The sequence below is a fragment of the Sorangium sp. So ce381 genome (genome assembly GCF_051473845.1).
GTDB lineage: Bacteria > Myxococcota_A > Polyangia > Polyangiales > Polyangiaceae > Sorangium > Sorangium atrum.
Map to the genome: position 1 here is coordinate 1,353,168 of NZ_CP150336.1, position 21,389 is coordinate 1,374,556.

At 70.3% G+C, this 21,389-nt stretch carries 14 protein-coding genes and 1 pseudogene; 7 read left to right on the forward strand and 8 right to left on the reverse strand.

What is annotated here, in order from left to right:
- Position 1: 1 nt before the first annotated feature.
- Positions 2–2,047 carry a sulfatase-like hydrolase/transferase gene (locus tag WMF29_RS04990; protein ID WP_437327731.1) on the forward strand — a complete coding sequence of 682 codons (2,046 nt, stop codon included), beginning with the start codon at positions 2–4 and terminating at the stop codon, positions 2,045–2,047.
- Between the two features lie 30 nt (positions 2,048–2,077).
- Here the strand turns inward: WMF29_RS04990 and WMF29_RS04995 are convergent, their stop codons facing one another.
- The 3 genes from WMF29_RS04995 to WMF29_RS05005 form a co-directional block, all read right to left on the reverse strand.
- Positions 2,078–2,647 (reverse strand): hypothetical protein, encoded by a 570-nt coding sequence (locus WMF29_RS04995; RefSeq protein ID WP_437327732.1) that lies wholly within the window; start codon positions 2,645–2,647, stop codon positions 2,078–2,080.
- On the reverse strand, positions 2,644–3,894 hold the full coding sequence (locus WMF29_RS05000; protein ID WP_437327733.1) for an AAA family ATPase: 1,251 nt from the start codon (positions 3,892–3,894) through the stop codon (positions 2,644–2,646). The genes WMF29_RS04995 and WMF29_RS05000 overlap by 4 nt, the downstream gene beginning before the upstream one ends.
- A gap of 167 nt (positions 3,895–4,061) precedes the next feature.
- Complete coding sequence (locus WMF29_RS05005; RefSeq protein WP_437327734.1) at positions 4,062–4,967, reverse strand: LysR family transcriptional regulator; 906 nt, start codon at positions 4,965–4,967, stop codon at positions 4,062–4,064.
- Positions 4,968–5,110: 143 nt separating this feature from the next.
- On the opposite strand from WMF29_RS05005, the gene WMF29_RS05010 reads away from it, so the two are divergent.
- Positions 5,111–5,812, forward strand: coding sequence for a type 1 glutamine amidotransferase domain-containing protein (locus WMF29_RS05010; RefSeq protein WP_437327735.1), 702 nt, complete (start codon positions 5,111–5,113; stop codon positions 5,810–5,812).
- A gap of 84 nt (positions 5,813–5,896) precedes the next feature.
- Here the strand turns inward: WMF29_RS05010 and WMF29_RS05015 are convergent, their stop codons facing one another.
- Together WMF29_RS05015 and WMF29_RS05020 are read right to left on the reverse strand one after the other, a co-directional pair.
- The gene (locus WMF29_RS05015) at positions 5,897–6,409 is read right to left on the reverse strand and encodes a DUF1993 domain-containing protein (protein WP_437327736.1); all 513 of its coding nucleotides are present in this window, start codon (positions 6,407–6,409) and stop codon (positions 5,897–5,899) included.
- A gap of 216 nt (positions 6,410–6,625) precedes the next feature.
- Entirely contained in the window at positions 6,626–9,706 is a 3,081-nt protein-coding gene (locus WMF29_RS05020) for a PEP/pyruvate-binding domain-containing protein (RefSeq protein ID WP_437327737.1), read from the reverse strand.
- A 204-nt stretch (positions 9,707–9,910) separates the two neighbouring features.
- On the opposite strand from WMF29_RS05020, the gene WMF29_RS05025 reads away from it, so the two are divergent.
- The 4 genes from WMF29_RS05025 to WMF29_RS05040 all read left to right on the forward strand — a co-directional run bounded on the left by WMF29_RS05025 (position 9,911) and on the right by WMF29_RS05040 (position 15,347).
- Complete coding sequence (locus WMF29_RS05025; RefSeq protein ID WP_437327738.1) at positions 9,911–10,888, forward strand: YegS/Rv2252/BmrU family lipid kinase; 978 nt, start codon at positions 9,911–9,913, stop codon at positions 10,886–10,888.
- 367 nt (positions 10,889–11,255) lie between these two features.
- Positions 11,256–11,903, forward strand: a complete 648-nt coding sequence (locus WMF29_RS05030) for a hypothetical protein (RefSeq protein WP_437327739.1) — start codon at positions 11,256–11,258, stop codon at positions 11,901–11,903.
- A 164-nt stretch (positions 11,904–12,067) separates the two neighbouring features.
- Positions 12,068–13,231: a formimidoylglutamate deiminase gene (locus WMF29_RS05035; protein WP_437327740.1), complete on the forward strand. Its 1,164-nt coding sequence runs from the start codon at positions 12,068–12,070 to the stop codon at positions 13,229–13,231.
- 157 nt (positions 13,232–13,388) lie between these two features.
- Positions 13,389–15,347, forward strand: coding sequence for a sensor histidine kinase (locus tag WMF29_RS05040; protein ID WP_437327741.1), 1,959 nt, complete (start codon positions 13,389–13,391; stop codon positions 15,345–15,347).
- 53 nt (positions 15,348–15,400) lie between these two features.
- Here the strand turns inward: WMF29_RS05040 and WMF29_RS05045 are convergent, their stop codons facing one another.
- The 3 genes and pseudogenes from WMF29_RS05045 to WMF29_RS05055 all read right to left on the reverse strand — a co-directional run.
- The gene (locus WMF29_RS05045) at positions 15,401–16,231 is read right to left on the reverse strand and encodes a hypothetical protein (RefSeq protein WP_437327742.1); all 831 of its coding nucleotides are present in this window, start codon (positions 16,229–16,231) and stop codon (positions 15,401–15,403) included.
- Positions 16,228–17,820, reverse strand: coding sequence for a DUF5924 family protein (locus WMF29_RS05050; RefSeq protein WP_437327743.1), 1,593 nt, complete (start codon positions 17,818–17,820; stop codon positions 16,228–16,230). The genes WMF29_RS05045 and WMF29_RS05050 overlap by 4 nt, the downstream gene beginning before the upstream one ends.
- A 319-nt stretch (positions 17,821–18,139) precedes the next feature.
- Positions 18,140–18,691, reverse strand: a pseudogene (locus tag WMF29_RS05055) (glycoside hydrolase family 11 protein); the annotation flags it as partial.
- Between the two features lie 1,123 nt (positions 18,692–19,814).
- Here WMF29_RS05055 and WMF29_RS05060 point away from each other — a divergent pair.
- Positions 19,815–21,233 (forward strand): glycoside hydrolase family 30 protein, encoded by a 1,419-nt coding sequence (locus WMF29_RS05060; RefSeq protein WP_437327744.1) that lies wholly within the window; start codon positions 19,815–19,817, stop codon positions 21,231–21,233.
- Positions 21,234–21,389 lie beyond the last annotated feature (156 nt).

The following is a 21,389-nucleotide window of genomic DNA, read 5'->3' on the forward strand; positions in this document are numbered from 1 at the left end:
GATGACCCAGGACATCGACCGAGAGGGCGGCGCGCTCGCCGAGCCGCCCGCGTCCCCCGCCGTCATCCTGCCCGCGCACGCGGACGAACGCCCCGCGCGCGCCGACGCTCGCGCCGCGCGCGACCTCGCCCGCGCCCGCCCGCGCGCCGCGCGGAAGGCCGCGCTCCGCCGCGGCCGGCTGATCCGCGTTGCCCTCCTGGCCTCGCCCGCGCTCTGGCTCCTCGTCCTCGACGTGCTGCGCCGGGCCCGCCACATGACCACGTTCGATCGGCCGCACGCCGCGGGGTACGCCGCGACCGTGGCGGCGTCGCTGGGGTTCTGGGGCCTCTTGCTCTACGTCGCCTCGGGCCGCCGCGGCGCGGCGCGCGGCGCCGTGGGCGCGCTGTTCGTCGCGCTCTTCACGCTCGCGTGCGGCGTCCAGGGGGGCTTCCACGCCCTCTACAACATCTACTGTTCGATCGACTCCCAGATCCACTCCCAGTCGATCCCCTGGTCGATCGTGGGCACGCTCCCGCTCGGGCACCCGAGCGTGATCGCCCACTTCGCCGTCGCGCTCGGGTTCGCCCTTGGGGCGCTCCGGCTCTCTCGCCGGCTCGTGCGCCCCCGGCGGCTCCGGCGGCGCCTCGCCGCCGCGGTCGTGCCGCTCGCGCTGGCCGGCGTGGCGATGATCCCGGTGAGCTACCGGGTGATCCAGTCGTCGTCGGCCGACATGATCTACTTCCACGGCATCACCGCCCTGGTGAAGGAGCACCTCGGCATCACGAACGACTCCCCGGATCTGCGGGTGCAGCGCCGCCACCCGGAGCGCGTGCCGCGGCTCTCGGCGCGGCCTGCGCGGCCGCGGAACGTGGTGCTCATCCTACAGGAGAGCCAGCGGGCGGACGTGACGTGCGTCGCGTACGACCCGGCCTGCGACAAGGCGACGCCGTTCTCCAACGCCGCCGCGCCCCGCCGCATGCCGCTCCTGCAGATGCGCGCTCACGACTCGACGACGGCCATCTCCATCTCGAACATCTGGTCCGGCGTCCCTCCGACGGAGAGCCTCGCGGTGCTCGGCTCTGCCCCGCTGCTCTGGGACTACGCCCACGCGGCCGGGTGGGACACCGCGTACTGGACGAGCCAGAACCTCATGTTCGGGAACGCTCGGCTCTATGTGCAGGATATCCCTGTCTCGCACAGGGCGGTCGCGACCCAGCTCGATCCGGGCGCCGACCTCGATTACGGCGCCTATGATCGGCAGCTCACGGATCGGGTGATCGAGGAGTGGGACGAGCTCGTCGAGCCGTTCTTCGCGGTCGTCCATTACTCGAACGTCCATTTCCCGTACGTGAGCGATCCGCTCCATTCGCCGTTTCAACCGAGCGAGCTGACCAAGGCGCCCGAGAAGAACGAGCACTTCAAGAACTACTACAAGAACGTCGTTTACCTGTCGGACATGGCGGTTGGCCGGCTCATCGAGCACATCCGCGGGGCGCCGAGCGGCGAGCGCACGGTCATCGTGTACACGTCGGATCATGGCGAGTCGTTCCGGGAGCACTGGCAGCTCGGCCACACGAGCTCGCTCTGGGACGAGGAGATCCTCGTCCCGACGTGGGTCGACGCGCCGGAGGGGACGCTCGCGCCGGAGGAGCGGGCGAGCATCGAGGGCGCGAAGGACACGTTCGTGTGGCACCTCGACCTGGCGCCGACGTTCCTCGATCTGATGGGCCTCTGGGACGAGCCCGGCCTCGATCCGTTCCGCCGGCGGATGATCGGACATCCATTGACGCGGCCGGAGCGCACGGTCGCGCCGATGCCGCTCACGAACTGCACGTGGGTGTGGGGCTGCGCGTTCCGCAACTGGGGGATGATGCAGGGGCCGATGAAGATCGAGGCGCGCGAGTGGGACGGCGAGTACCACTGCTTCAATGTGCTCGACGACCCGCTGGAGCTCACCAACCTGGGCGAGCAGGCGTGCGCGCCGCTGCCCGACCTCGCGCGGGGGCTCTTCCACGAGATGCCGAACGTCACGCCGCCGGGGAGGCCGAAGGTCGACTGGGGCGGGTGAGCCTGTACGGGGCGCGGGCGGCGCGGGGCGCTACGCGCCGAGGCGTCGCTCGAGGTCCGCGACCTCCGGGCACAGGGAGCGAATGCGGCTGTACCGCGAGGCTGCTTCGCGGGCCAGGATCCCGCGCCCCTCTGCCGGCTCCTGGAGGACACCGCGCTTCTCGGCGAGGGGTTGATAGTATTGCTCCTTCGGGTTTTCGTGGGCCCGTACTTCCTTCCACGCCCACTCGGAGGGCAGATCGTGCCCGGCGAGGAGCCACACTTCAACCTCTTGCCAGGCGTTCTCGGCCAGAAAGCGTTTTCCCGGGGGAAGAGCGGTGCTGGCCAGCGACTCCAGTCTATCGAGCGCCTCGCGCCGCCCCGGTTTGCCGTCGCGATCGACGATGAGCAGGAAGCACTCGATCATGGCCTGATAGCGCAGGAGTATCTCCCGGAGGCGCTCCCACCGGAGCGCCTGGTCCACGCCGCCGAGGAGCGGATCGCGGCAGACGAGCACCTTGGCTTTACGGCCGATCGACTCGAACATCTTTGTGATGATGGGCTCGAGGACGTACTGATCTTTGCGAAAGTCCTCGGGGATGACGAGCACGCGATAGCTCACTGGGCGGCCTCGCCTGTGTCGTCAGCCATGAGCTCGACCATGTCCTCGAGCCAGCCCGAAGCGTGGAGGCGAGCGAGGTCCTGCGTCTCGAGGACCCGGTTCAGGTCGGGGAGGTCGACCACCTTGCGCACGCTCGACTCGTCGGCGCCGCGGAGCCGGTAAATAAGGAGGGCGCTCTCCCTGGACTCCGGACTGAGGAAGCCGAGGAGCTGGGGCGAATGGGTCGTCGCGATCACCTGGACATCCCTGGTGCGACACTGCTGCTCGATGAGCTGCACGAGGAGGTGAAGGCGTGTCGGGTGGATGCCGTTCTCGATCTCCTCGAAGAAATAGAAGTGAGCGGAGTCGGTGTCGAGCAGCGCGGCGAGGATCGCGAGAAAGCGCAGCGTGCCGTCCGAGGCGCTGTAGGCCGAGATCCTGCGCCCGCCCTGCTCCACGAGGTGCACGAGGACGCGTCCGGCGAAATCCTGGGGAAATTCGAGATCCATCACGTCGAGCGGCGTGAGGGCGCGGATCCACTCGAGGAGCGTGTCTCTTCGCTTCGGATCCTGGGAGATCGCTTGCAGCACGGACGAGAGGTTTTCGCCGCGATCCCCGAGCACCTGTCGGCCTGGCAACGAGGGGAGCCGCGCAGCGTCCGGTGAGAGATCCAAAAAGCGCATCGAGCGCAGCGTGTGCAGCGTCCGCTTTGCTTGTCTCCGGACGTAACGGGGATCCCTGACCTGCGCGATCGCAGGCGAGCTTATCGCAGGCGAGCTTGACAAGGTGGATTCCTCACCACCTCGCGCGAGGCGCACGAGCAAGCGGTCGTTGTCTCTCTGCGTAGGCGCGTTTTCAGCAGGGTGCGAGTCGAAGTCCATGTCTGTGCTCCCGTAGAGGGCCTCGCGTATGACCCTGGGAGCAGCGTTCGAGAGCCCGGTCGCGACGGAGATTCGATACTTTATGTGGTATTGGTTCTCAATCTCGTTGAGCTCTGCTCCGATCGAGAACTCTGCTCCTCCTCCGAAGACGACCTCCTTTGTACCGCCTCGGAGCCCTTTCCACTGAAGCTCGCCGCCCTCGCCGTACTTCTCTCCCAAGATCTCCGCCAGCGAATAGCCGCGGCCGACGCCATGGAGAAAGCGGAACGCGTCGCGGAGGTTGCTCTTGCCGGAGGCGTTCGTCCCGACGAGCAGGGTGAAGGGGCCCAGCGGGATCGCCGCCTTCCGGAAGCTCTTGAAGTTCTCGAGTGTGATCGAGGTCAGCATGGGCTCTCGGCGTGGAGTGTAGCTGCCGCGCTGCCCGTCGTTTGGCTGAATCGCTCGACGGTGCGCCCGCGCCCGGTGAAGCGTGCGGACTCTGGACAGGCGGCGGACGTTCCAGGCCCAGCACGCCCCGCGGTACGGGTCGGTGAGCCCGCGCTCGGCCTCGGCGCTCAGCCCTCCTCCAGCAGCGCCGCCTGCACGGCCCGGAAGCGCGCGCTCTGCGCCGCGCCCTTGCGCCAGGCCAGGTGGATCGTGTTCCGGGCGCCCCGGCGCCCCTTGGCCGGCCGCGGCCCCACCACGACGACCTGCTTCGCCGCGACCGCCTCGGCGATGAAGTAGTTCGGCAGGACCGCGATCCCGACGCCCGCGATCGCGAGCGCCAGCATCTCGTCGAGGCTCGTGATGCGGCAGGCGATCTTCGGCGGCAGCGGGGCCTTCCTGCCGAACGAGGCCCGCCACCACGCGGCGTGCATCGCGAGATCCGCGTCGAAGACCACGAACCTGTGCTCCGCGAGCTCCCGCGCCGTCTCCGGGCGGCCGCGCGCGCCGAGGAGCGCAGGCGACGCGACCGCCGAGAACTCCTCGACGTAGACGGGCCGCGCCTCGAGCCCAGGGGTGTCCTCGGCGCTCACGAGCAGGCTCAGATCGTCGTCCCCCGCGAGCAGGCGCCGCGCGAGCACCGAGGGCACGTCGAAGCGCACGTCGATGACGAGCTCGGGGTGCTCGCGGAGGAGCCGAGCGAGCCGGGGCCGCAGCCACATGCGGGAGAACGGGCCCGGCCCGCCGATGCGCACGGCCCCGCGGACCTCGCGGTGGTCGTCCGACGCCGCGGCGAGCGCGTCGTCGATGCGCGCGAACGCCTCGCGCAGCGCGCCGACCAGGCCCTCGCCCGCCGGCAGGAGCCGCGCGTTGCGCCCGACCCGCTCGAACAGCGGGACGCCGAGCTGCGCCTCCAGCGCCTTGATCTGGTGGCTCACGGCCGACGGCGTGACGCGGCGGCGCCTCGCCGCCTCGGCGAACGTGGGCGCGACGCCGGCCTCGAGCAGGGTGCGGAGCAGCTCGTAATTGATGAGCATGGCTCATCTATAGCGTGAGATCATCTCGCTGGTTTGCATCGACTCGAAGGCCTAGGTTCATCCCGTCACCGCGGGCCCGAGCGCCTCGGGCGCGAGGGGCGCGACCGCAACGGGCGCAGAGGCGCCCAGAGGAGCGAGACGCCATGAACGCGAGGGTTCTCTTGATCGTCACCAGCCACGCACGCCTCGGCGACACCGGGCAACCGACCGGGTTCTGGCTCGAGGAGCTCGCCGCGCCGTACCGCGCGTTCGTCGAGGCCGGGGCGGACGTCGACATCGCTTCGCCTCAGGGGGGTAAGCCGCCGGCCGACCCGAAGAGCGCCGAGGATCCGTCCGACGCCGTGCGGGCGTTCCTCGAGGACGAGCGGGCGAAGGCGAAGCTCTCGTCGACGCTCCGCATCGACGGGATCGCCGGTGACCACGACGCGTACTTCGTCGTCGGTGGCCACGGCGTGATGTGGGATCTCGCCGAGGACGCCGCCGCGGCGAGGCTGCTCGGCCGCGCGTTCGATCAGGGCAAGGTGGTCGCCGCCGTGTGCCACGGTCCCGGCGCGCTCGTGAACGTCCGGCTCGCGAGCGGCGAGCCGCTCGTGAAGGGGCGGCGCGTGAGCGCCTTCTCGGACGAGGAGGAGCAGGCCGTGGGCCTCGCGGCCGTCGTCCCGTTCGCCCTCGAATCGCGGCTGCGCTCCCTGGGCGCGCGCTACGAGCGAGGGCCGGTGTGGAAGCCGTTCGCCGTCCGCGATGGTCGGCTCGTCACCGGGCAGAACCCGGCGTCGTCGGCGCTTGTCGCGCGGGAGACGATCGCGGCCCTCGCCGAGAAGGAGCCGAGGGAGAGCGCGCGCTGAGCGGGCGCCGCGCGGGGCCGACGTCCACCGCCGCCGGGGAGCGGTCGGGGTCGCAGGCCGGCGGGGAGGCCGAGGCCGCCTTGGTCACAGGTCGCGGAGGTCGAGCGACCCGATGAAGTCGCCCTTGCCGACGTCGAGCCCGTTGTGCCGCAGGATCGAGTACGCGGTGGTGGCGTGGAAGTAGAAGTTGGGGAGCGCGAACTGGAACACGAACTCCGGGGCCTTCATGCCCTTGCCCGGCAGGAAGAAGAGCGGAAGCGTGCGGTCCTCCGCGCCCTTCAGCTGCTCCGGCTTCAGCGCCTTCACCTGCTCGATCGTCTTGCCGATGCGCGCGCGCAGCTCGGCGATCGTCTCGTCACGCGCCTCGAACTGCGGCGGCTCCACGCCGGTGAGGAGCGCGCCCAGCCTCACGGGCCAGGCGATGAGGGTCTGGATCTGACGCCTGAAGGGCCACTGATCGGGCGCGAGGCGCGCGGCGAGGAGCACCTCCGGATCGAACTTCTTCTGCTGCGCGTAGGCCTCCGCCTTGTCGAGCCAGACCAGGACCTGGCCGAGCATGCGAGTCATCTGGGGGAACGAGCTGTCGTAAAGGCTCATGATCTTCTCCTCGTCAGCAGGAACAGCCGGCGCCTCTGGTCCACCCGCGGCCTCCGCGCGTCAACTCCGCGCGCGCGCCGGCCACAGTCCACATCGCGCGGTCGCCTGGAGCGGCGGTCGAGCCCGGTGGTACGCTTCGAGGAGAAGTGACGAGCCCGGCGGAGCCTCAGGCGGCGGCGGGGCTCGCCGGGGCTCCGCGGGCCTTCCGGGGGACGCTCAGTCGACCTGGTGGAACACGCCCGCTGGATCGAGCGTCCACAGCCTCGCGCCTTGCCCGCCGCCGTCCGGCGTCCGGACGTGGATCAGCCGGATGCCCTTCTCTTCCAGCTCGGCGAGGATCGCGGGATCCAGGCTGGGCTCGAGGCGGGGCTCGAAGATGAAGTCCTCCGAGAAGTTGTGGTGCTGCGGGCGGTACGTCTGCGCGTGATAGCCCTTGAGCACGATCGGAGCGCTCGTCAGCCCCTCGATGCGCGTCCCCACCCACTTGTGGAGCGGCGCCGTGTACCCCGCCGTGGGGCCCGTGGGGGCCGGCGGCCAGTAAAACGCGGTCTCCACGGTGACGCCGGACGTCCATGAGAGCGAGCGCTCCTGGAGCAGCGCGCCCGCCACCGGGGGGCCGTCCGCGGGACAAGCGTCGAGCTGCACCACCTCCGAGGACACCGCGAGCGGCGTGCCGTCCCAGTCGAGCGCCGGCGCGGGCGTGGCGTAGGCGGCGCTCAGCATCATCCCGACGTCGCGCAGCGCGACCAGCGGGCCCAGCGACGGCGGCAGGAGCTCGGGCACCGGAGAGGCGGCGAGCGAATAGGTGATCTCCGAGGCCCCGGCGCCGTCCACGAAGGAGTCCGTGGTCGTCTCGCTATCGTACGCGTGGGACGCGGCCGGCCACGCAGCGGGGCTCCCCGAGAGCGTCGCCACCGATCCACCGGAGAGGTAGTCGAGCCGCGCGTCCTCGAAGAGCGTGCCGGCGAGCGCCGCCGGCGTGAGGAACCCGCTCTTCGCCGAGAGCCTCGCGCGCACCTTGAGCCGGTGGTTCGCGAACACGTCGCCGAACTCGCCCTGGAAGGTGCAGACCTCCCGGGGCTCGTCGAGCAGGAACGGCGTGAGGCTCGGCGTCGTGTCCGGGAGCGCGACCTCGCGCACCTGCTTCACGACGAGATTCCCAGGCTTCATCTTCTTGAACTCGTAATCGAGCAGGAACGACTTCCTGCCAGGGTTCAGCTCGCTGAACCGCGCCTCGACGCGGCCGAGCAGGGCGGCGAGCGCGTGGTAATCGTCCTCCCATCGCATCACGTGGCCGCCGAGCGGGACGAGCGTCGAGCCGGACAGGAGGTAAACGGAGGTCTCCTGGTCGAAGAGGCTCGCGGTCACGACCTCCGGCTGCGCTCCGCCTTCCGGGTTGGTGACGGACGTCGCCCCGAGCTGCGTCACGATCTGGATCTGGTCATTGACCAGCTCGCGCCGCGTGAGCGTCGCGACGCCGTTCGCCATCTCGTCCTCGTCGGGATAGGAGTGATGGACGAGGACGCCCATGCCGACCTCCGCCTCGTCCACGCCATGGAGGAGCCGGGCGAGGAAGGCGTTGTCGTTGTAGAAGCTCGCGTACACCTTGCGGATCGCGCGGAACACGCCGCGCTCGCCGGCCTCGCCGGGGTCGCACAGGCTCGGCCCCTCCTGATCCGCGTCCCGATCGTCGGCCAGGCAGCCGCTGTAGCTGTCGTAGAGGCCCGCGCCCGTGAAGACGGCGCTGTCCTCCACGTTGGTCGAGCTCCGGAACCGGATCTTCTTCGTGGGCGTGAAGCCCTCGAGCGCCGCCTCGATCGCCTGCCGCTGCCCCGCCGAGAAGGCGGTCTCCCCGGTGATCCGCGCGCGGATGGCCGCGAGATCGGCCTTGAGCGCCAGCATGTCGGGCGGGTAGCTGTGGCCTGCGAGGCGCTCCGCGATCTCGGCGCGCAGCGTGCGGCCGCCGGGCATGACCTGATCGAGGAAATCGTCCCAGAGATCGAACGACAGCGCGACCGCGACATCGGAGCTCTCCGGGATGGCGTCCCGCAGCAGGCCATAGTTCGCGGCTTTGCCCCCGAAATGGACGATATCCGCGGGGCCGAGATCCTCGGTGGACCCGGCGTAGGCGCCGAGGGGCTCCTTGGGCTGGATCCCGAGCTCGCCGGGCCGCTTCAGCGCGAGGAGCTGCTCCCTGTCCGCCGGCGCGATCCCTCCGGCCTCGAAGAGCGCGGCGCGGCAGATGGCCCCGTACTGCAGCGAGGCGCGCAGCGCGACCTCCTCGCCGTCGAGCGCCTTCGCCGCCTCCGCGGCGGCCGGATCGCCGAGGTAGACGAAGGGGATGCCGAACGAGGTCGCGAGGAGGGCAGTGTGCGCGTTCGGCGTCGCGGGCGACAGCGAGACGATGCCCGCCACATAAGGCACCTCCGCAGGGATGGAGTCGGTGAGCAGGATGTCCTCGGCCCGGAGCTCGCCGCTCGCATAGGCGGCGTCGATCGCGTCCGGCGGGACATAGCGGAGCCGGCCCACGGCCCAGCCCGTCGCATAACACGCGTCGCCGTCCAGCCACCGCTCGACCGAGCTCACCGGGAACCCGCTCGCCTCGAAGAACGCGCTGTTCTCCGCGGCCGACGCCGATTGCTCGTACGTCGGGAAATAGAAGGGCTGCGCCCCCTGGGGCGCGATGACGCTGTCCTTCACGAGCTCCAGGACGACGCGCGCCACCTCGGGATCGTAGGCCTCCTGGCGGACGAGCTGGATACCGTATTCCGGCACGCTCTCCGGGGTCGGCGGGAAGAGCACGGCGCCGAGGATGGCCTTCTGCCCCTCCTCGTGCAGCGAGACCTGGTCGAACTCGGCCTGCGACATGTCGAAGAACGGGTCGAGCCGCGTCGTGGCGAACTCGCCGTGGAACGGGAACTTGTTGCTGTCCTGGTAATAGACCTTGGTGGGATCGTGCATCAGCACGGTGAACTTCACCCAGCCCGGCGTCTGGAAGGTCGGGGGCCAGGCGGCGAAGGGCTCGAAGGGGAAGGTGATCTGGTTCTTCCAGTCCTCCGATGGAGTGATGTCGATCGGGTAGGTGTCGACGGGCCATGAAGCGCCGCCTCCGGCGCTCCCGCCATTCCCCCCACCGTCGCCGCCCGCGCCTCCTTCGCCGCCGGTGGCGCCCCCGCTGCTCGTGGCGCCGCTGCCACCCGTCGCCTCTGACGAGTCCTCTCCGCAGGCGGCGAGCGTCCCCGCGCCGAGGAGCGCGAGCGCAAGACAAGCCGGTCGACCGATTCGCTGAAGTCTCATGAACAACATCGCGGTACAACTGCCGTGCCACCGTGCGATGAGCGGCGCCTCGGGGCTGCGCGGCGGGGCGTCGCTGTCGCGCGCGTGGCGCACGCAGGCACAGCCGTACGGGCGGGGCGATAGCCGCTCGCGCTGGCGCCGCTCGCGGCCACCCTGCCGATTTTTCTTGGGGTTTCAACCGGTTCGGCGTTCTACGATGCCGCGATGACCGAGCGGAGAGCGGCGCTGATCGTCAACCCTGCTGCGGGCCATGCGGGTGATGTGGTCGAGTCGCTGCCTGCCCGGCTCCAGCGCGAGCTCACGCTGAGCGTCTACGAGACGAGCGCGGACCGCTCTGCCGCCGCCTGCGCCGATGCAGCGCGGCGCGAAGGCGCTTCGCTGGTGATCGCGGCGGGCGGCGACGGGACGATCTCCAGCGTGGCGTCCGCGCTCCTCGGGACCGATGCGTGCCTGGGCATCCTGCCGCTCGGAACGGCGAACTCGATCGCGCACTCCCTGGGAATCCCCGACGACCTGGAGGGCGCGATCGAGGTGCTCGTCCACGGCGAGCCGACGCGCATCGACGCCGCCCGCGCCAATGGGAAGACCATGATCCTGCTCTCGGCGGTCGGGCTGCACGCCGACACGGTCGGCGAGACCCCGCAGGACGAGAAGCAGCGCTGGGGTGTGCTCGCGTACATCCGCACCGGGCTCAAGAAGCTGATGAGCCTCGAGCCGTTCGCGGTCGAGATCGAGACGGAGGACCAGCGGATCCACTGCCGTGCGGTCGCGGTGACCGTCGCGAACATGGCGCCTCCGCGCACCGTGCTGGCGCAGGGGCCGCCCGTCCTGTCCCCCGACGACGGGCGGCTCGACCTCACCATCGTGTCGGCCACGACGCTGGTCGAGGCGGTCGCGACCGGGCTGCACCTCCTGAGGACCGCGATCGACGGCGAGCCGGCCGAGCGCGACAACGTCGGTTTCCTCGCCGCCCGGCGGGTCAGCATCACCACCGATCCGCCCCAGAACGTGCTCATCGACGGCGAGGAGTCCGGGACGACTCCGCTCGTGGTGGAGTGCCTCCCGCGCGCCCTGATGGTGATGGCGCCCCGCCGCGAGGAGGCGCGTGAAGCTCCGCCGCCGGCGGACGTCGAGGTGAAGCTCGCGGGCTTGCCCGAGCTCGAGGTCGAGCCGAAGCGGTGAAGCGCGCTCGGGCCGCGAAGGCCCGGGGAAGATCCAGATGGCCGGGGCCGGATCGTGGTCGTGGTCGTTTACGTTTACGTGGTCGTTTACGTGGTCGTGGTCGTTCACGTGGTCGTGGCCGTGGTCGTTCACGGCCTATCGTTGACGACCACGACCACGACCACGACCACGACCACGACCACGACCACGTAAACGACCACGACCACGACCACGACCACGACCACGACCACGTTCTGGGGTTGCGGCGGCGCGGCGAGCAGAATCGTGACGGACTCGTCAGGGAGGAATCGACGCCGCCCGGCGTAAGGAAACGTGGTTCTGCCGCGGCAGGGCTCGATTCTTGACCTTTCATCGGGAGTGCAGAGGAATGCGAACGACGTTCTGGGCTGGGGTGGTGGGAGCGTGCTTGGCTTGCGGCCTCTCGGGGCTGGGCTGCGGGGGAGACGACGACGGGGCGACGCCGAGCGGCTCGACGGGTTCGACGGGTTCGTCCGGGGGCGGGGGCTCCGGGGCTGCGTCCTGCTCCGGACTCGACACGTCGGTGCTCGTCAGCGAGCTCTCGCCAGCGGAGGTCGAGCAGGCGTGCAAGGGGTATCGCCGCTGCAGCGCCGAGGAGGTGACCGTCGAGTACGTGTGCCTCATGCAGGGCGTGCTCGGCGCGGCGTACGGGGACGATCCCGGGACCAACGACGCCGAGCTGCAGGCGAAGTGCTCCGAGCTGGTCGAGGGGTGCATGGCCGATCCGAGCCAGGCAGAGCAGCTGATAGAGCAGGCCCTCGTGGAGGTCGAAGCAGAGCCCTGCGGCCAGCCGAGGCAGTGCACGGCCACCATCGCGGAGATCGACGCCTGCGCCGCCGAGATGCGAGCGTACACGCGCGGTGTGCTCCCCGCGTGCAGCGCGCTCACCATGGCTTTCTACGAGCAAACCGACAGGGGCGACACGCTGCTCGACGGGGCTTGCGGCAAGCTCGGCGTTGGCTGCTTCCAGCTCTTCACGACGCCGAACGACGGGTGACCGGAGGCGGACGCGGCGCGCCTCGGGCCGCCTGCTCCCCGCTCCGGCACCGAACGCCGCGCTGGCTCGCGGCAAAGCGCCGGCCGCGCTTCCGGCCGCGCCTTTCCCCGGCCATCCCGGCGTGATAGACGGGATGGACGGGACCGACGGGAGCGACGTGTGGCATGAGGCTGACCGAGCGAGCCATCGAGCTGCCGGCGCTCGCGAGCGCCCACTCCCATGCTTTCCAGCGCGGGATGCGCGGTGAAGCGCAGCGGCCGGGGCCGTCGGGGGCGGACGACTTCTGGTCGTGGCGCAGCGCCATGTACGCGCTCGCCGAGTCGCTCACGCCGGAGTCCATTCATGCGATCTCGAAGGTGGCCTATCGCGAGCTCCGCGCCGCGGGCGTGCGCACGGTGGGCGAGTTTCATTACGTGCACCACCAGCCCGGCGGCGCGCCCTACGCGGATCGCACGGTCCTCGCGGACGCGGTGATCGAGGCCGCGCGCGAGGAGGGCCTCCGGATCGCGCTCCTCCGGGTCGTTTACTCGCGCGCGGGCGCGGGCAGGGCGCCCGAGGGGGCGCAGCGGCGGTTCTCGGACGCCTCGCTCGACGCGGCGCTCGCGGACGTCGAGGCGCTCCGGGCGCGCTACGCGGGCCGCGAGGACGTGCGCGTCGGCGTGGCGCCCCACAGCGTGCGCGCCGTGCCCCCGGCGTGGCTCGGCGAGATCGCGCGCTACGCCGCGGAGCGCGGGCTCATGGTGCACATGCACGTCGCCGAGCAGCCGGCCGAGATCGAGGCGTGCCTCGCCGAGACGGGCCGGCGGCCGGTGGAGCTCCTCGCCGAGCGCGGGGTCCTCGGCGAGCGCTTCGTTGCGGTGCACGCGACGCACCTCGCGCCGCACGAGCCGGCGCTGCTCGGCGCGGCGAGGGCGTTCGCGTGCCTGTGCCCGACGACCGAGCGCGACCTCGGCGACGGATTGCCCGACGTGGGCGCGCTGCGCGCGGCGGGCGTCCGGCTGTGCGTCGGGATCGACAGCCACGTGATCACCGATCCGTTCGAGGACATGCGCGGCGTCGAGCTGGGCGAGCGGCTGCGGACGGGCCGGCGCGTGACGCTGCGGGGCGAGGGCGGGGCGACGCCGGCCGAGGCGCTCTGGGAGATCGGCTCGCAGCGGGGGGCGGAGGCGTGCGGGTTCGCGGATCCCGGCGGCAGCATCTCGGTGCGCCGGGACGCGCCGTCGCTCGCGCTGGTGCGGGAGGAGCGGCTGCTCGACGCGGTGGTGTACAGCGGGAGCCCTTCGATGGTGGAGGGGAGCCCCGCGCCCTCGGGCCCGCCTGCGCATTGATGGATCGACGCGAGTGATCGACGCGAGGCGCCGGCGCGCCTCGGCGCCGGGGGATCGAGGCGGGCCCGGGCCGAGCGGGCGAGCGTGAAGCGCGCTCACACGTGGTGTGTGGCGTGGTTTGTGAGGAGCCGTTCCCTGCGTCTCGCCTGCGTCATGCATGGGAAACGAACGGCGAAGCAAGGAATGGCTCGACTGGATGCCCCTGGCGGCGCTGCTGCCGATCGGCGTCGTCTTGCTCCTGAGCCTCCACGAGATCCAGGACGTCCATCGCAGGAACATCGCGGCGACGCTGCAGGCGGTGCTCTCGACGACCCGCGAAGGGCTCCTGACGTGGGCGCGGCAGGCGAAGGGCGCCGCGGGGTTCTGGGCGAACGAGCCGAGGGTACGGCGCGCGATCGCCGCCCAGGTCGAGCTGCGCCGCAGCGATGGCCCGCTCCGCGATAGCCCGTACCTCCAGGAGCTGCGGCTGGAGCTGGAGAACGTCGTCGAGCGGGAGCAGTTCCTCGGCTTCGACGTCATCGCGCTGGATGGCACCCATATCGCCTCGGATCGCGATGAGCTCCTCGCCACCAAGACGCTGAGCGCCCACGATCCGGACACCATCGCCGCGGCCCTGCGCGGCTCGACCGTCATGGGTACCCCTTTCGCCATGCGGTCTCCCGTCCTCGGCAGGGTCACCCCCGTCCTCGTCATCGCGGCGCCGGTGCGCTCCATCGCCGGGGAAGGGGAGATCATCGCGGCGCTCGCCTTCCGCATCGATCCAGGGAAGGAGCTAACGCAGATCGCCCATCGCGGACAGGTCGGCGCGGCAGGGGAGACCTACGCGTTCGACAGGCACGGCCGTGTCGTCACGGAGCTCAGGTTCGCCCAGAACCTCCGCGACATGGGCCTCCTCGCGGCCGGCGAGCGCACGAGCCTCAACGTGGAGATACGCGATCCCGGGGGCGAGGTGCCGGACGGCTCCGCGCGCCCCTTGCCTCGCATGGAGCAGCCGCTCACGCGCATGGCGACGAGCGCCGTCGCGGGGATCGCCGGGGTCGACGTCGAGGGATACCGCGATTACCGCGGCGTCGAGGTCGTCGGCTCGTGGCTGTGGGATCACGAGCTCGACCTGGGCCTGGCGACCGAGATCGACAAATCCAGCGCTTATGGCGTGTATGTCGTGACGCGCCGTGTGGTCCTCACCGCCTGGGGCGTGATGGTGTTCGCCACGCTCGTCCTGACGATCCTGCTGCAGCGGCGCGCCAAGGACCTGGCCACCGGCGTGCGGCGCGAGCAGGCGCTGCGCGCGGAGCTCGAGGATCGTGTCCGTCGCCTGGAGTGCGCCGAGACGGACCTGAAAGAGGCCATCCGCGTCCGAGAGGAGTTCCTGCGGTTCGCCTCGCACGAGCTGCGCACGCCGCTGACGAGCCTGCGGCTCCTGTACGAGCACATGCTGCGATCGCGATCGCAGCCCCTCATGGTGACGCTCGGCTCGAAGGACATCAGCCGCTTCTTGAAGGTGTCGTCGCGAGAGCTCGCCCGGATCACGCAGGTCATCAACAACATGTTCGTCGTCGCGAGCTTCGCGACCGGCCCGCCGGCGCTGAACCTGCAGAGGACTGAGCTCAACGAGATCGCGCGCAGGACCGCCCGGCAGGTGGCAGAGCAGCTCGAGGCCGACGGGTGTTCCCTGGAGCTCCAGCTCGACCGATCCGTGTTTGGCTACTGGGACGACGTGCGCATCGAGCAGGTCGTCACGAACCTGCTGTCGAACGCGTCACGGCACGGCGCTGGACAGCCGATCACGCTGTCGGTCGTCCGGCAGGCCGGCTTCGCGGTGATCTCCGTGCACGATCGCGGCGTCGGCATCACGCCGGAGCAGCGGGACAGGCTCTTCGAGCCGTTCCGGTGGACACCGGAGGCGCACAGCGGGCTCGGCGTCGGCCTCTACGTCTGCAGGTTGATCGTGTGGGCGCACGGCGGGGAGATCGTGGTCGACAGCGAGCCTGGCCAGGGCACGACATTCCGCGTCCGGCTGCCGCTGCCTCCGGAGATCGAGGGAGGCGACTCCGCCATGGTGCCCGAGAGCGAGCGGAAGGCGGCGGAGGAGCGGAGGGACGGAGTAACGAAGTAACGAGTAACGGAGTAACAAGTAACGGAGTAACGGAGTCGGGAAGCAGCGGGCGCTCATCGCATCGCGCCCGCGATGAGCTGCGCCGCCCTCAGGACGAGCGCCACGACCGCACCGACGTTCCACGCGCGCGCGAGCCACCACTGCACCTCGGCGCCGTTGATCCACGGCGGCACCCACGCCGGCGGCGCCAGCAGATCGGCGACGGTGAGGACCCGCTCTCGCTCCTGCGCCGCGCGGTAGCCGCCCTCGCCCCCGCGGACGTGCTCCTCCGCCCGCACGAGGGCGAAGAGCCGCGCGCCGCGGCCCTCGGGGAGCAGCGCCGCGGCTGCGCGCAGCGCCTCCGGGGTCGCGGGCAGCTCGACGGACCGGCCGCGCTGCGCGAGGCGGAGCGCGCCGTCCCCCGCGCGCTCGACCCGCCCGCGGACCCAGCCCTCGGAGCGCTCGCCGCCCAGCACCGACGAGAGGGACGCGAGCTCGGGATCGGGGCCCAGCCGGGGCGCGCGCTGCCCCGAGAAAACGCGCGCGGCGAAGAGCCAGAGGGCGATCGGGAGCACCGACAGGAACGGATTCAGATCGAGCAGGCTGGCCACGCCCGCCACCCCGTCGAGCACCGGCAGGGCGAGCACGCCCGCGCCGGCGAACGCGCCCACGGCGATCGTCGCGCCGAAGCCGCCGACGACGCCGAGGGCGACATTGCCGATCGCGACGACGCCGACGGCGACGTTGCCGATCGCGATGAAGCCGCGCGCGACGTTGCCGATCGCGATGAAGCCCGTGACGACGTTGCCGAACACGAGGAACCCGTTCGCGATGTTGCCGGCGTCGACCCAGCGCGCGCGCTCTGCGGCGCTCGCGCCACCTTCGCCCCGGAGCGGCCAGCTCATTCCGTCACCTCGAACGCGGTGCGGCCGACGAGCTGGCCGTCCTCGGTCTCGACATCCACCGTCCAGTGTCCTGCCAGGCGGCGCGGCAGGCTCCCGCCCACGAGCTGCGACTTCAGCCGCACCGCGCCCTCCGGGCCGGGCACGCGCAGCGTCTCCTCCGGCGCGCGGAGGACCTCGCGCCCCTCGCGCCGCCAGACGTGGAGGAGGCGATCGCCGTCGCCGCCCGGCACCACCACGTCGGTCACCGCGCGGAGCTCGCGGATCACGGAAAAATGAAGCGACTTCACGGACATGGCGAGCCGCCCGTCCGGGAGCACCGAGGGGCCCACGGCCGCGGAGGACAGGTGCATCGGGACGGGTGGGATGAGCTCGCGCGTCCCGTAGGCGAGCCCGACCCCGGCGGCCATCGCGACGACGAGGAACACGACGCCCATCCGGCTCCAGAGGGCCCCGAACGGCAGGTGCAGCGTGCAGAAGCCGAGCACGGACACGAGGGCGGCGGAGAGCAGCGTGTACAGCGTGCGGGTGTCGGGAAGGAGCGCGGGGATGACGAGGTTCAGGCACGCGAACAGCGTCACCCCGTAGAACACCGAGGCGAGGGTCTTCCAGCGCATGAGCACGCGGTCGAAGACGAGATCGAGCGTCGAGAGCACGGCGCAGGCGGCGAGGAGGAGGACGAACCACCGGTTCGGCGCGTCCAGGCTGGCGCTCTTCCAGTAGAACGGGAGGAGGAAGAAGAGCATGCCCTGATAGAGGTTCTTCAGGACATAGGTCATCACGAGGAAGCGCAGCCGGGCGCCGCGCCACGCCGTCGCGAAGTCCTGGCGGGCGCCGGTGCCGAAGAGCCGGAAGAAGAGGAGCACGAGCAGCCAGGCGACGCTGACCGTGACCGCGAGGAAGCGGGCGTGCTGGAACCCCTTCTGCGCGAAGGTCACCACGAAGGCGCCGAGGCTGAGCGCATACGCGGTGTGCAGCCACCAGAGCTTCTTGTGATGGCGCTTGAGGAAGGCGCGGGCGGACGACCTGAGGTCCCCGGGCTTGTCCTCGTCCTCGGCGTTCAGGTCGACGTAGGACGCCTTGGGCTCTGCCTTGACGGTCGGCGCGTTGTCCTCGTCCGCCGCCGTGCCGCGCGCTGGCCGCTCGGGCATCTTGAGCGTGCGGTCGTCGTGCTCCCCGCCCGGGGTGCTGGCCCTGGGCGGCATGCGCAGGGTGGCCTCGTCCCCGGCCTGGGCGCCGGCCCTGGAGGGCATGCGCAGGGTGGCCTCGTCCCCGGCCTGGGCGCCGGCCCTGGAGGGCATGCGCAAGGTGACCTCGTCGATAGCGCCTCGGTCGCGGTCTCCGGGCGCAGCGGCGCCGCCGGCCGCGGTGGGCCGGGCCTGCTTGGCTGCGGCGGGCGGGGCAGGTTCTGGCGCGCGATCGGGCTCGTCGCCCGGCATGTACATGATCGTGGGCGCCTCCCCGAACGCCTCGGGGACGCGCGTCTTGTGGACCTGCGTGGTGGCGCTGGAAGGCGGCGACGGCAGCGATGGCGCGTTCGCGTGGGCCCCGGGGGCCGGGGCGTCAGGGGAGCGCGGCGCGTGCTGTTTCATGTCCGGGCCGCAGCGTACCCGACGGGCGGTCCACCTTCGAGCGCCGCACGGGTTCCGCCCGCCAGAAATCCGGACTTTCGCTCCGGTCGGGCGAACGTTCGTGCACGTGCCGCCCGTTCGCCCGTTCCACCGATCGCGCCGCCGCCCGCCGCGAGCCGCCTGACACCGCGCCCTGCCAACCGAGGTTCCGGGAAAGCGCCGTTCACTCGTCCTGGGCTCCGATGAGCCGGAGCCCCCTCAGCCCGTGAACGCCTATGTTTTCTCGCGGTTGGCCGGAACGACGATGCTCAAGGCCCAGCGCTCATTCCATCGAGAACTTCACGTTGGCCTTCCCGCTGCTTTGATATCCTTCCACGGTCATCGAGACCTCGTACAAGCTCCCCATGCTCATCCCCGCCTTCTGCCATGCGTCGAAGTGGTTGGCTACGGTGATGGTTCCGCTCGTGCGTTTCTGCGTGCGAACGCTCCAGAACTGATAGAACGTCTTGTTGCCTTCGATGGAAGGCTGGTTGACACGCTGGGTCCGATAGATGTCATAGGTGCCTCCGTCGCTGTTGACGGTGCCCATTTTTCCTTCTCCGCCCGGCGGACGCCAGTTGCCCCAGCTGTCGACGATGTAATACTCGACGAGCGGGTTTTTCGTCCACCCATAGATAGTCAGGTAGGAATTCCCGTTCGGCTGGTAGTCGGCATCGTAGGTGACGACCAGGTCCTTGGTTCCGGGCCTGATGCCTTTACGACCCAACAGGTTGTTGATGTTGCTCCAGTCTACGCTGAAGCCCTCATTCGTGTTGACCAGGCAGCCGCTTCCGTTGTCCTTCCAGTACTCGTAGGTGTACCCGCAGTGCTGGCCGGTTTTGTTGTCGCAGATCTTCGCGTCGCCTTCCGTGCACGCCACAGGCGTGCTGCCGGTTCCGGTCGAGGCCGTGGTGCTCGCGGTGGTGCTGCTCGTGGTGGAGCTACTCGTGGTGGAGCTGCTCGTGGTGGAGCTGCTCGTGGTGGAGCTGCTCGTCGTCGTGCTGCCAGCGCCCCCGACCCCGTCCGAGCCCCCGGTCCCGCTCGTGGTCGACCCGCTCGTGGCCGACCCGCTCGTGGCCGACCCGCTCGTGGTGGTGCTGCCCGTGGTCCCGCTCGTCGTCGACCCGCCCGGGCCCCCGGTGGTGGCGGTGGTGCCGGTGGTGCCGGTGCTGCCCGCGGTCACGCCGCCCGTCCCAGACGAGCTGCCACCCGCTCCGGTCTCTGCAGAGGAGTCGTCGTCCGGCCCCGCGCAGCCCACGGCAACCAAACCCACGATGATAGTAAAATGTTTTAACAAAGTTAAATTCACGGCTCCTCCTTGGCGAAGTGATTCAATTCCCTGCAGCCGATCTCGTGATCATGGCTAGCACCAGGGCTCGGTGGCGACAACGGCCTGTAGAGTCATTCCAGCCGTTGGTCCAACGCTCGACCCGGCCGAGCCGCGGACGAGGTCGCGCAACCGCCGCCCGGTACGGTGGGGCTGCGAACAGCTGCCGTGGCAGGCGCTTCACCCCGTCACCCTGGATCCCTGGCGCGCTGGATCCCTGACGCGCCGAGCCTTGTGAAACAGCGCAAGAGAACTACATGAGGGCGGGAAGACGGGGGCGGCTCGGGTCCCATCTTCCACGCTCCGCGCCGTCATGCTCTCATGTTGCCGCTCTCGGGAAGACGCTGCCTGTTCGGCGCCATGTCCGGCCGGACAGATCATCGACCACCTGGGAGAGCTGTTGAGACCTCTCACCGTGGAGCGACCGGGAGGCGCCCGAGCTCGGAAACGGCCCATGATGACCAGGACGTCGAGAACCTCGTCCCTCCTCGCGATCGCCCTGGTCCTCGTATCGGGCTGCGGCCATGACTCGGCAGCTCCCTCGGGCGAGGCCGGGTCGCACGGAGGAAGCGGCGGCGCGCCCTCGACCGGAGCAGGAGGAGAGGGGGGCTCGGGAGGGGCGCTGGCGGGCTCCGGCGGGGCAGGGGCGGTGAGCGCGGCTTCGACCAGCGGCGGCTCGTCGGGCGCGAGCGGGGGCGCGCCGAGCGAGCCACGCCCCACGGTGACCGCCGCTCCGGGCACGGAGCTCGTCACGGTCGACACGAGCGTGACGCACCAATCCTTCGAGGGCTGGGGCACGAGCCTGTGCTGGTGGGCCGATCACGTGGGCGGATGGCAGGAAGCCAAGCGCAACGCCGTGGTCGAGGCGGTCGTCGATCCGGTGAATGGGCTCGGCTATAACGTGTTCCGCTACAACATCGGCGGCGGGGAGAACCCGTCCCACGACCACATGAAGGAGCACCGCGAGATGCCGGGGTTCCAGAGCGCCGACGGGACCTTCACGTGGTCGAACGACGCCAGGCAGCGCGCCGTCCTCCTGCGCATCGCGGAGCGCGGAGCGGATCTGATCTTCGAGGCGTTCTCCAACTCTCCCCCTTACTGGATGACGAACAGCGGTTGCGCCTCGGGCAGCAGCAACGGCAAAGACAACCTCAAGGCGGACCATTACGACGACTTCGCCCACTACCTCACGGAGGTCGTCCGTCACTACAGCGACGAGTACGGGATCACCTTTCGCACGCTGGAGCCGCTGAACGAGCCCTTCGCCGATTGGTGGAAATCGAACGGCTCCCAGGAGGGCTGCCACTTCGACCGGGCGAGTCAGGAGAAGATCATCCAGGAGGTGGCCAGGCAGCTGACCAGCAAGGGCCTCGGCGAGACGGTGGTCAGCGCGTCGGACGAGAACAGCATGGATGACGCCGTCCGGAACATCGGCGCTTTCGGCGCGGAGACGACCGCGGCGTTCCAGCAGCTCAACGTCCACTCGTACGCCGGCAGCCAGCGCGACCAGCTCCGGCAGCTCGCGACCAGGCTGGGCAAGCGGCTGTGGCAATCGGAGTCGGGGCCGCTCGGGCAGAACATCAGCGACGACACGGACGCGGCGCTGTTCATGGCCGAGCGCATCATCAAGGATCTGCGCGAGCTGAAGCCGGAGGCCTGGGTGGACTGGCAGTCGGGCGATCCGTCGCGCAGCTGGGCGAGCTTCACGCTGAACGACAGCGAGCAGTCCTACGCGCCCCTCAAGCGCTTTTACATGCATGCCGGCTTCAGCCGTTACATCCGGCCAGGCGCGCGCTTCGTCGACGTCGATAGCGAGGACATGGTGGCCGCGGTCAGCGCCGACGGGAGCTCTCTCTCGCTCGTGGTCCGCAACGGGGATCGCGACGCGAGCCGCGGCTACACGCTCGATCTCACCCGGCTCCCAACGGTCGGCCCCGCCGCGGAAGTGCACCGCACCTCGCGCACGGAGGACCTCGATCGGCTCCCCGACATGGCGATCGAAGACTATCGCCTGGTGGTCATGGTCCCGGCCTTTTCCATCACCACCTTCGTCATCCCGATGCCCTGATTTTCCTCCGGAGCGGCATCCATGATCGAGCGTCGGAGCACCCGCTTTACGGGCCTGTTCATCGGCGCGTTGTGCGGGACGCTCATGGGCTGCAGCGAGCGAGGCCCCGCGGCAGACACCTGGAGCGACAAACGGGTTGAAACTGCCTGAAAAGCG